This window comes from Clostridium sp. CM037, from assembly GCF_055081095.1.
Genome location: NZ_CM143650.1, coordinates 1028337 through 1040859, shown reverse-complemented (window position 1 = coordinate 1040859; position 12523 = coordinate 1028337). Strand labels below are relative to the sequence as shown.

The window sequence follows — 12523 nt, the reverse complement described above, 5'->3', positions numbered from 1 at the left end:
TTGCAAGTCCCCCAGGAGAAATCCAATACTTTTTTTATATCTCTTTTTCGAGCATTTCTAATAATTCATCAAATCTTCTTATAGTATCCTCTAAAGGTTTTGGTGATGACATATCTACCCCTGCTTTTTTAAGTATATTTATTGGATAGTCACTTCCACCGCTCTTTAGGAATCCTTTATATCTTTCTACAGCACTTTCGCCCTCTTCAACTATCATTTTACTGAAAGAATTAGCTGCTGCAAAACCTGTAGTATATTGATATACATAGAAGTCGCTGTAAAAGTGAGGAATTCTTGCCCATTCCATATCAATACCCTCATCTACCACCATTTCAGTTCCAAAATATTTTTGGTTTAAATCATGATAAATTTTACATAAGTCCTCTGGAGATAATGGGTTACCCTGTTCAATATTTTCATGGGTTGTTTTTTCAAACTCTGCAAACATACATTGTCTAAATACTGTAGTTCTTATTCCTTCCAATTGCTGATTTATTAAGAATAGTCTTTTCTTCTTATCTGTCTCATTTTTAATTAAATAATCTATTAGTAAACATTCATTAGTTGTAGATGCTACTTCCGCACAGAATAACTCATACTCTGAATATATATATGGTTGATTCTTCCTTGAATAATAAGAATGAATAGAGTGCCCCATTTCATGAGCAAGCGTAGATACATCATTTAATTGGTGGTTATAATTCAAGAGTACGTATGGCATACTGTCATAGCATCCCGATGAATATGCCCCAGAACGTTTACCCTTATTTTCAAATACATCTACCCAGCCTTCACTAATTCCTTCCTTAAATATATTTAAATATTCTTGACCCAAAGGTTTAATACCATCTAATGCTATCTTAACAGCATCTTCATACTCAATACTATCTTGCACCGCATCAACTATTGGCACATATAAATCATACATATGAATTTCATCAAGTCCTAAAAGTTTCTTTTTAAGTCTTACATATTTATGGAGGGAGTCTAGATTGTTGTTTATAGTATCCACCACATTATGATAAACCTCTACTGGAATATTATTAGGCTTTAATGAGCTTTCTAATGCTGATGCATAATTTCTTGTTTTTGCATTAAATACAAAGTTTTTTATTGATGATGTCAAAGATGTTGTTAACGTATTTCTAAACCCCTTATATGTTCCAAATAATGTTTCAAAGGCATCTTTTCTTACCCTTCTATCCTTCGATTTTATAAAAATACTGTAGTTTCCTTCTGTTAATTCAATTTCATTACCTTTTTCATCTTTTATACTTGGAAACGTCATATCTGCATTTGTAAGCATTTCAAATATATTTCCCGGGGCATTTAAGCAGTCGCTTACAGAGGCTAATAGCTTTTCTCCCTCTACACTTAATGTATGAGGCTTTTGACTTAAAATATCTAGTAAGTAGAATTCATATATTTTAAGTTTTGGAATCTTACAAATTGCCTCATCTATAAAGCCCTCTTTTAATGATAATAGTTCAGGGACAAAAAATGCAGTGGCACTCGAAACTTCTGCGGCATATGAATCAATCTTATTTTTAAGTACTTGAAACTCTGCCTTAGCTGTATCCTCATCCCCTCTTAAATGTGCATATACAAGCAATTTTTCTAGAAGTCTTTGAATCTCTACATTGCTTTCTAAAAATGATAATAACTCCTCAGCAGTGCCCAGTTTCGCTGAAAATCTTTGCATTTCTGGTGCTTTAGATCTTAGTATTTCAAAATCTTCTTCCCACGCCGCAGAACTCTTATACATCTTTTGGACGTTCCACTTGTACATGCTGTCAATTTCATCTCTTGTTTTAAGTTTTTTAACTTCACTCACTAAAATCCCCTTCTTTCATATCATTAAATTACATTTTATAAATATATTACCATATGTTTCTAAGAAAATCTATTAAAAGTAGATATTAAATTTAGATATCAATGGAACCTAAAAAAGATGACTCCTGTTTACAATACAGAAATCATCTTCTTAATTCAGCATAGACTTTTTTAAAAATCTATGCTTCTTGTAGCTCTATTAAGTAAAACTATTATTAATTATTTTTACTTATAATTTTATTCAAATTTAAAGTTTTTGAATTTATCTCCTAATATATCAGCTAAAGTTAATCCAGCTTCTTCTTCTTGCTTATATTGTGAAAAATCTTCATTTCCTCTTGCTGCTTCTCTAATACTTAGGCTTATTCTTCTATCTTTTTCGTTTATTTCACCGATTTTAACTTTTACAACTTCTCCAACTTTTAATACGTCAGAAACTTTTGCTATACGTTCTTCTGATATTTCTGATAAATGAACTAGTCCTTCTACTCCTGATTCAAGTTGTACAAAAGCACCGAAATCCATTAATTTTACAATAGTTCCTTCTACTATAGCACCAGGCTTGTAGTTGCTTACTATATTCTTCCATGGGTTTCCTGCTTCTGATTTAAGTCCTAAAGATATTCTTCCTTTTTCTTTATCAAAATCTAAAATAGTAACTTCGACTTCATCTCCAACTGACACTACCTCTGCTGGATCTTGAACTCTTTTCCATGATAATTGTGAAACGTGAATAAGACCATCAATGCCACCTAAATCTACAAAAGCACCAAATTTAGCAAGTCTAGTTATAACACCTTTTCTCTTATCGCCCTTTTTGAGTTCATTCCAAATTATATCTTTTTTACCTTCATTTTCTTCTTTTTCTATTACTCTTCTTGATAGAACTATGTTTTTATTTTCTTTATCAAGTTCTATTATTTTAACTTCTAAAGTTTTGCCTTTAAAGTCTTCTAGGTTTTCTATATATGAATCTGAGATTTGTGACGCAGGTATAAATGCTCTAACTCCATCAATATAAGCCGTAGCTCCGCCTTTTACTATGTCACTAACTGTTACTTCTAACGTTTTATTCTCATCTACGATTTCCTGTAATTTTTCCCAAACTTTAACGCTATCTTCACTTTTTTTAGCTAAAAGCACGTCATCAGTATTATCCATCGCATCTTTCATTGTAATTTCTTCACTACTATCTACTGTCATATCTTTCATGATAACTTCCTCATTACCATCTGTTGTCATATCTTTCATTATAACTTCTTCTTTATTATCTGTTGTCATATAAATACACTCCTCTTATTGCATAATTGTTACTAAAAATATCTTCTTTATTATATCATACTTCACCTATACATAACGTCATACCATCTAATTTCATCTTATTTTTTATAATCCTTGCACCACTAAGTTCTACACAAGGCTCACAAACAGCTCTAACTCCAATAGTTTTTTCAACGAAATCACTACCGTAAAATTTATGTTGTACTTGCTTTATATCTTCTGCCGTAAATATTTTAAGTTGGCATTTAAAATAATCTACTAGCGCATTTATTGCAACCTCATCTTTTTTTATTAAAATCGTCGTTATAGACTTTATAGACCTAATATCTATATTAAATTCTTTAAGAACTCTTAATACAGTTTGTTTCATTTTCTGGGTTGAAAAATCTTTTCTACATCCTATCCCTAGTACGATATTTCTTCTTATTAATTTAATCGTAGGCACTATATGTCCCTTTAAATGATTATCAGTACTCTCTGAGCTGCAAATGTATAGTAACCCACTAACGTCCTCTAAATTACTACTATATCCAACGGGCGTTTGTACTATCCCTCTTTCATCAAAAAATCCAATTTTTCTTCCCTCTACTAAGAGAGCCGCTATTTCTTTTGCTTTTTTCAAATCTTCAATTATAAGTCCATTATCTTTTGCTATCATATCTGGAGCATAAATACCTAAATTATCTGTAGCAGTAGTTATTATCGCTTGTGATTCGAGAAGCTTACTAACCTTTAATGTAAGCTCATTTGCGCCTCCTAAATGACCGCTTAAAAGACTTATAACATAATTACAAGAATTATCTATAACTAATACTGCAGGGTCCACATCCTTACTTTTTATGTATGGTGCTATAGCTCTAACTGCAATACCTGTAGAACTTATAAATATTACACCTCTATAGTTTTCCATTGCATTTCTACTAACTTCCCTAAAATTAAAATCACTTTGCTTTTTCTTTGAATATAAATCAATGTTAAGGCTTGAAGCTAAAATATTAGCTATTTGATCTCCCTTTTCTGTAAATGTAATAACTGCATATTTCATTTTGTCACCATTCCTATTATATATCATACTATTATTATATATCATACTATTATTATACACAAAACATAAAATAATTGGGGACAGTTAACAACTATTTGCATTTGAATAATTGTTAAATCATCTCCTGCGGAGCTGCAATATTAACGACTTCAGAAGGAGATTTATACTCCCGCTGAAGTTTTTTATTTGTTAGGGAATGTAACTTCCGCTTATAGAAGTGGGAGACTCTCCTTCTAAAATGTCGTTAAATGTCCCCTATTATGTATCATGTAAAAAAATTCGAGAAATTAATTATCTTTCTTCTCTAAAATAGGGGTTTCCGAGTCCAGACGGTGGTGAGTTTTTACTAGATTTTTTCATTGATACTATTACTAAAATAATTATTGTAACTAAATATGGTAGCAAATCAATAAGATATTGAGATACTGAAAAATTAGGTAATCCTTGAAGTCTAAAACCTACTATGTCAAGCCCTCCAAAAAGGTATGCTCCTATAAGCGCTCTATGAGGTCTCCAAGTTGCAAAAATTACTAAGGCCACTGCTATCCATCCTCTGCCAGATGTTACATTCTCCTGCCATGCTGGAACATAAACAAGAGATAGATATGCTCCTCCAAGACCACAAAGAGCTCCGCCTACTAATGTATTCACATATTTATACAAATTAACGTTTATACTAGCTGCATCAGCAGCTGCAGGATTTTCGCCAACTGCCATGGTGTTTAAGCCCTTAGTAGTTTTATATAAATATATAAACAAAAGCAAAGTTATAATATATCCCAAATATACAAACACATCTTGATTAAAAAATATATCTCCTATAAAAGGTATATCTCCAATTAATGGAATTCTTTTAGGTACGAAAAATGATTTAACCTTATCTGGGGTAACTTGCCCAATCAATTTTTTACCTATCATACTTGAGAACCCTGTTCCAAATATAGTTAGCGTAAGACCACATACAACTTGATTTGCCCGAAGTGTTATAGTTAAAAACGCATAAATTAACGCTCCAAAGGCTCCTGAAATTGCTGCAGCTATCATTGCTATAACAGGATTTCCCGTACTTAAGCCTGCCATAAATCCAATGACAGATCCCATAAGCATCATGCCTTCTACACCTAAATTAAGGTTACCTACCTTTTCAGTTAATAATTCACCTAATGTGGCAAAAAGTAGAGGTGTACCTGCTACAACCGCAGCGGCTAAAAATGTTGTTATACTATTCATTTCTATTTTCCTCCTTTAGTATGCCTTGATAGTTAAAATTTATTTTATATTTAATGAAGACTTCACTGCCTAATACAAAAAACAGTATAATTGCTTGTATTAATTGTGCAGCCGCTTCAGGTATTCCAAATGCTGTTTGAATAAATGACGCTCCTTGTAATAGAGCCGCAAATAGTATAGATACTATTACTATAATGGGTGCACTTAATCCTGAAAGCCAAGCTATAATTATAGCTGTAAATCCTGCCCCACCTGCAACTTGTGCAGACAGTGTCCTACTTACAGCTGATACTTGAATTACACCTGCAATTCCACATAGTGCTCCACTTAAAAATATAGCTATGTACATGGTTTTTCTAATTTTAATGCCTGCATACAATGCTGTTTTTTCACTTTCTCCAAGCACCGAAATTTCATAACCCTTCTTAGTATATTTCATGAAAATATACACTATAATCACAAGTATAATTGCGATTATCCATCCCATATGTATACCAAAAACATCTGGAAGCGTTGCATTTGGCGATAAGTTAGGTATTTTAGGGAAACCCATTGCTCTCTTATCCTTCCAAGGTCCATATTGTAGGTATGTAATAAACTTTAAGGCTATGTAATTTAGCATTAATGTTACAATCGTTTCATTAGTATTCCATTTCCCCTTAAGTAAGGCTGCAATTAATGCCCATAACCCTCCGCCTAAAATACCTGCACAAAACATTATTAATAACAATGGTAATTTATCCATATATGGAAATTTCAATGCAAAAAAAGTAGCAGCAAAGGCTCCCATTACTATTTGTCCTTCTCCACCAATATTCCAAAATTGCATCTTGAAGGCTATCGATATTCCAAGAGAAGCTACAATCAGTAGTATTGCCTTAATAAGTGTTTGCTTAATACTATAACCCGAGCCAAAGCTTCCCTTTATAAGAGACGCATATACGTCTATTGGATTAAGTTTAATTACTAACAAAAACATACCTAGTACCAATAATGATAGGAGGATTGCAATGCTTCTAATTTTAAAATTATCAGTTTTGCGAGTTTCAGCTCTTTTAACAATCTTCATCATCTAATTCTCCTCCATCTGGGCAGTATTTCCCACCATCATCATACCAATTTCTTCTCTTGAAGCTTTTTTCGCATCAACAATGCCAGTAACCTCACCATCACAAAGCACCATAATCCTATCGCACAACTTAATTAACACATCCAAATCTTCTCCAATGAATAATACTGCCGTTCCTTTTTCCTTCTCTTGACTTATTAGGTCGTAAATCGTATAACATGTATTAATATCCAAGCCCCTTACCGCATATGCCATAACAAGAATCTTCGGATACATACTTAATTCTCTTCCAACTAATATTTTTTGAATATTCCCACCTGATAAATATTTTATGGGATGATGTATGTCCGGTGTCTTAATTTCAAATTTCTCAACCATTTTTTTTGCTTTAATTACGACTGGTTTTCTATCTATAAATATCCCCTTTTGCGTGTGGTAATCCTTTAGCAAAAGGTTATCCACCATTCCCATAGAAGCAACAAGTCCCATTCCTAATCTATCTTCTGGTATAAAGCTCATACTTATGCCTTTATTAATAATATCTCTAGGAGCTTTCCCTACTAGATTCTCCCCCTCAAGAACTATTTCACCACTTGCTACCTTCTCAATTCCTGCAATGGCCTCACATAATTCCCTTTGGCCACTTCCAGCAATTCCAGCCACGCCAAGAATTTCAGAACTTCTTAGGCTGAAACTAATATTTTTAATTATCTCTGCCTTTTCAGCATTTAACACTTTCAAGTCCTTTACCTTAAGCATTATATCTCCTGGCTCTTTATTTACCTCATTTATAGATAAATCCGCTTTGCGACCCATCATAAGTTCTGTTAATTGCTTTGGAGTGGTATTTTCTTTTTCAACTGTTTTTATAGCTTCACCTTTTCTTAATACAGTAATTTTGTCACAGATCTCCATTACTTCATCCATTTTATGACTTATAAATATAATTGCACAGCCTTGTTCTTTCATCTTTCTCATTATTTTAAATAATTTTTCAGTTTCACCTTGAGTAAACACCGTAGTAGGTTCATCTAATACCAAGACATCAGCACCTCTATAAAGTACTTTAAGTATTTCAAGATTTTGCCTCTCTCCTACTGCCATATCACAAACATATTTGTTTACATCCATCTCTAAATAAAATTTTTCACATATATCATTAATCTTTTTAATTTCTAACTTGTCATTAAAAAATAAGCCTCTATTTTGACCCAGTAATATATTTTGCTTCGCAGTCATTTCCTCAACTAATTTAAAATGCTGATAAATCATTCCTATACCAGCTTTAATAGCATCCTTTGGAGAAGTAAAATTCATATTTTTCCCATGAATAAAAATAGAGCCACTATCAGGAGTATATACCCCTGATAGCATATTCATGAGAGTGCTTTTACCTGCCCCATTTTCACCTAGTAGCGCATGAATTTCCCCACCATGCACCGTTAAATTCATATTCTTATTAGCTATTACCTTTCCGAAGGTCTTACTAATATTCTCTATAGATACATAAGGGATTTCATTCATATTAAATCATCTCCTCCATATTTTAAAATCATATATTATTTCTCTATTTTTCCTTCTACGCCTTTAACAAACCAATTAAATTGTAGTAATTCCTCATCTGTCATGACTTTACCTTTTTCAATTTTAGTAGTTCCCGTTTGGTCCTTTAAAGGTCCTACAAATATTTTGTTTTCACCTGAAAGAATCTCTGTTTTAGCCTTTTCTACAGCCTCTTTTGCTCCAGTTGGTGCATTTTCTGTGAGCGGCGCAAGACTCACTACTCCAGATTCTAAACCTTTCCAATAACTTCCTGATTTCCACGTACCGGCTTTAATAGCTTTTATTTGCTCAACATAATATGGTGTCCAATTCCAAACTGGCGATGTCATATATGCTTTAGGTGCTTTAGCTTTCATATCTGTATTATATCCAATAGCGGATATTCCTGCTTCTTCTGCAGCTTGTAATGGTCCTGCAGTATCTTGATGCTGGGTAATTACGTCTACACCTTCTGCAATAAGTGCCTTTCCTGCTTCTTTTTCTCTAGCTGGGTCATACCAAGTATTAGTCCATTTTACTTTTACTACAGCTTTCGGATTCACTGATTGTACCCCTAGAGCAAAAGCATTTATTCCTCTTATTACTTCTGGAATTGGGTGCGCTGCTGCATATCCTATTTTATTAGTTTTAGTCTTCATTCCAGCAACTATCCCTGAAAGATACCTTGCTTGATAGATACGTCCAAAATAGTTTGACATATTTTCTGAAGTTTTGTACCCAGATGCATGTAGATATTTAACTTCAGGATGTTTCGCAGCTGATGCTTCCATTCCATCCATAAATCCAAAACTTGTTCCTACAATAACGTTAGCTCCTTGATTAATCATTTCTTCACATACTTTTTCAACTTCTGCTAAATCCTCTTTTACTGATTCTTTATACAAAGTTTTTACAGCTAGCTGTTTTTCAATCTCTTTTCTTGCAACATCATGAGAGTAAGTCCAGCCTTCGTCACCTACAGGTCCTACATATATAAACCCTACGTTTATTTCCTTTTTTTGCGTACCTTTTGTCTCAGTTTTCTTATCAGTGCCACATCCTGCAAGCATTAAAGGCATAACTAATGTAAGTACTATTAATAAACTTCCTAATTTTTTCTTCATTGTTAATTCCTCCCCTATAATAAATAATAAGTCTTAGCTAAAAACTATCTTGTTATCTTGTAAAGATTTTATTATGGCTAATGATTCTACTTTAACACCCTCCTTTTCTATGCATATTCTTCCATTTTGAAATGCCTTTTCGATTACAATTCCCACTCCAACCACTTCGGCTTCAGCCTGACGTACAATTTTTATAAGTCCTAATGCAGCATTCCCATTAGCTAAAAAGTCATCAATTATTAAAATCTTATCTTCTTTTTTTATATATTTTTTACTAGTTCTAATTTTATAATTCTTATTTTTTGTAAAAGAAAACACATCAGCTTCATATGTATTGCTATCCAAATTAGTGGCTTCATGTTTTTTTGCAAAAACTACAGGAATGTTACCAAAGTATTGTGCCACAATACATGCTATTCCTATACCTGATGCTTCAACTGTTAATATTTTTGTGATTTCATGTTGTGCAAACCTTTTTTTAAATTCTTTTCCAATTTCATTTAAGAGCACTATATCAATTTGATGATTCAAAAAACTATCAACCTTTAAAATTCCACTACCTATTACTGACCCTTGCGTTAATATTTTATCCTTTAATATTTCCATAATCTTCTCCTTTATTAACTATATTTTCAACATACGATTCATTGCAAAACAAAAAACTCCTCTATTAACGGCTTAACGCGTTAGCTAGGGAGTTTATAATAAAAAAATTCATTTTAGAATTATTTAACTATTTTTATTAAAACACCCATAGTCAAGTATTTTACGGCTACTTGGTAGAAACGCTTAGTCCATATTTCTAAGCTTATATGAGTTTGCGAATATTAAGTTTTGTTTTTTATTAATTGTTCGTATTTATAGTTGTATATCAATACTACAACATTTTTTTCGTTAAATCAATATGTATTTTAAAAAATGCTGTACTAGATAATAATCTAGTACAGCATTTTTATACAATTATAATTTAATATTAACCGCAGGAATTCCCCAAATTTCTTTTGCATATTTCTCTACAGTGTTATCACTTGAAAAGATACCCGACTTAGCAATATTTGTAATGGCCATTTGTTGCCAAATGGACTTTTGTCTATATAACCTGTCAATTTCTCTATGTGCCTTTACATAAGCATCAAAATCTTTAAGCACAAAATACTCATCATTGTGTAATAGTAAACTATCATATATGCTCATAAATTCAATTTTAGGAGTTTCTAAAAATCCATTTACCAATTGATTCACTATAGTATTTACTCTTTGATCGCTATTATATATATCATAAGAGTTATAACTTTTATTCTTGTAATATTCTATTACTTCTTCTGATGTTAGTCCAAATAATATAATATTTTCTTTTCCGACTGCTTCAAATATTTCTACGTTTGCCCCGTCTAAGGTTGCTAGTGTTATAGCCCCATTCATCATAAATTTCATGTTACCAGTTCCAGAAGCCTCCTTAGATGCAGTAGAAATCTGTTCACTAACATCAGCACAAGGAATAATTTTCTCAGCTAATGACACACCATAATTTTCAAGGAATACTATCTTTATTTTACCGCGCGCTATAGGATCATTATTTATCTTAGAGGCTATTGTATTAATAAGTTTAATAGTTTGTTTTGCTATATAATAACTTGGAGAAGCTTTCGCACCAAATATAAAAGTTCTTGGAACCATATCTAAATTAGGGTTTTCAAGAAGCTGGTTATATAAATGCATTATATGGAATACATTTAAAGTTTGTCTTTTATAGGAATGCAGTCTTTTTACCTGAACGTCAAATATGGAATTCGGATCAATTTCAGTTCCATAGTTGGTTAATATATAGTTTGAAAATTTTATTTTATTATTCGTTTTTATGCTATGTGTTTTTTCTTGAAAAGCGGTATCCTTTGAATAATCCATTAATTTATGGAGCTCATTTGGAGACTTTACCCACCCATAACCTATAGTTTCCGTTATAAGTTCTGCGAGCTTTTGATTAGAATTTAATAGCCATCTTCTATGAGTTATGCCATTAGTTTGGTTGTTAAATTTTTCTGGGAAGAACTCATAAAAATCAGCCAATTCTTGATGCTTTAATAATTCTGTATGCAATTTTGCAACTCCATTAACAGAATGACTTCCTACAATAGCGAGATACGCCATCCTTATATATCCATCATAAATAATAGACATTTTATTGACTTTATTCCAATCTCCATTGTACCTATGATACACTTCATTACAAAAACGCCTGTTTATTTCTTCTACAATCATATAAATACGTGGAAGTAATTTTTTAAACATATCTACAGGCCATTTTTCTAGTGCCTCTGCCATAATTGTATGGTTAGTATATGCCATAGTTCGCGTTGTAATATCCATTGCAGCGTCCCAAGATAAACCCTCCTCATCAATTAATAGCCTCATTAGTTCAGCCACAGCTACAGCCGGATGGGTATCATTTATCTGCACCGCCACGTGTTTATGAAACTCACTAAATGAAAGTTTCTTCTTTTTATAATTTCTTAAAATACTTTGTAATCCAGCACTCACAAAAAAATACTCTTGCTTAAGCCTTAGTAATTTACCCTTTTCATAGCTATCATCTGGATATAAAATTTGTGAAATAGCCTCCGCTGAATATTTATTTTCACCAGCTTTTGCATAATTTCCTTGACTAAAGGATGAAAAATCAAAATCTTCCTCCATAGTTTCTGCGCTCCAAAGCCTTAATGTATTTACAGTATTATTCTCATATCCTTTTATTGGAGTGTCGTATGGTACCGCCCTTACACACTCATAATTTTCATGGCTAACTCTTGTTAATCCATTCTCTTTATTTAAATGTACATCTCCACCAAATCTTACTTCTACAGACTTGCTTTCTTTTCTTATCTCCCACGAATTACCATTTCTTAACCAATTATCAGGAACTTCTACTTGATAACCATTTTCTATTTTCTGTTTGAATAATCCATATTTATACCTTATGCCGCAACCATGACCCGGAATCTGCGTAGATGCCATAGAATCTAAGAAACATGCTGCCAATCTTCCAAGCCCACCATTACCGAGCCCCGCATCCGATTCTATATCCTCTATCTTTTTTAAACTAATTCCTAAATCACTAAGAGCATCCTCACAAATATCCTTTATACCTAGATTAACTAGATTACTATCTAGTAATCTACCAATTAAAAATTCCATAGAAAAATAATACACTTGTTTTCCTCTATTTTTTCCATACTCTTTATTACTTTCTATCCATGGTTTAGAGCAATAGTCTTTTACTAGTGCACCTAAAGCATAATATTGATGCAGAGGCGATGCATCAATTTCATCTTCTGCAAACATTGTTTGTAGTTTCTCTACATAGTCCAACTTAAATATTTCTTTATCTATTACTATAATATT

General features: G+C 32.4%; 9 protein-coding genes and 1 riboswitch. All 9 genes read right to left on the bottom strand.

Features of this window, described 5'->3' with window-relative positions:
- Positions 1 to 34: 34 nt before the first annotated feature.
- The 9 genes from pepF to ACWJKP_RS04820 all read right to left on the bottom strand — a co-directional run bounded on the left by pepF (position 35) and on the right by ACWJKP_RS04820 (position 12517).
- A complete protein-coding gene (gene pepF, locus ACWJKP_RS04860) occupies positions 35 to 1834 on the bottom strand; it encodes an oligoendopeptidase F (protein ID WP_462961436.1) in 1800 nt (599 codons plus the stop codon).
- A 236-nt stretch (positions 1835 to 2070) separates the two neighbouring features.
- Positions 2071 to 3114, bottom strand: a complete 1044-nt coding sequence (gene rpsA, locus ACWJKP_RS04855) for a 30S ribosomal protein S1 (RefSeq protein ID WP_165411652.1) — start codon at positions 3112 to 3114, stop codon at positions 2071 to 2073.
- 55 nt (positions 3115 to 3169) lie between these two features.
- On the bottom strand, positions 3170 to 4159 hold the full coding sequence (gene cbiG / locus ACWJKP_RS04850; RefSeq protein ID WP_165411651.1) for a cobalt-precorrin 5A hydrolase: 990 nt from the start codon (positions 4157 to 4159) through the stop codon (positions 3170 to 3172).
- Positions 4160 to 4450: 291 nt separating this feature from the next.
- Entirely contained in the window at positions 4451 to 5389 is a 939-nt protein-coding gene (locus tag ACWJKP_RS04845; RefSeq protein ID WP_165411650.1) for an ABC transporter permease, read from the bottom strand.
- Complete coding sequence (locus ACWJKP_RS04840) at positions 5382 to 6461, bottom strand: ABC transporter permease (protein WP_462961435.1); 1080 nt, start codon at positions 6459 to 6461, stop codon at positions 5382 to 5384. Before ACWJKP_RS04840 ends, ACWJKP_RS04845 begins: the two co-directional genes overlap by 8 nt.
- Positions 6462 to 7982, bottom strand: coding sequence for an ABC transporter ATP-binding protein (locus tag ACWJKP_RS04835; RefSeq protein WP_462961434.1), 1521 nt, complete (start codon positions 7980 to 7982; stop codon positions 6462 to 6464).
- A 35-nt stretch (positions 7983 to 8017) separates the two neighbouring features.
- Entirely contained in the window at positions 8018 to 9124 is a 1107-nt protein-coding gene (locus ACWJKP_RS04830; protein ID WP_165411647.1) for a BMP family ABC transporter substrate-binding protein, read from the bottom strand.
- A 33-nt stretch (positions 9125 to 9157) separates the two neighbouring features.
- Complete coding sequence (locus ACWJKP_RS04825; RefSeq protein WP_165411646.1) at positions 9158 to 9730, bottom strand: xanthine phosphoribosyltransferase; 573 nt, start codon at positions 9728 to 9730, stop codon at positions 9158 to 9160.
- Between the two features lie 128 nt (positions 9731 to 9858).
- Positions 9859 to 9960: riboswitch (purine riboswitch) on the bottom strand.
- A 124-nt stretch (positions 9961 to 10084) separates the two neighbouring features.
- The gene (locus ACWJKP_RS04820; protein ID WP_165411733.1) at positions 10085 to 12517 is read right to left on the bottom strand and encodes a glycogen/starch/alpha-glucan phosphorylase; all 2433 of its coding nucleotides are present in this window, start codon (positions 12515 to 12517) and stop codon (positions 10085 to 10087) included.
- Between the last annotated feature and the right edge of the window lie 6 nt (positions 12518 to 12523).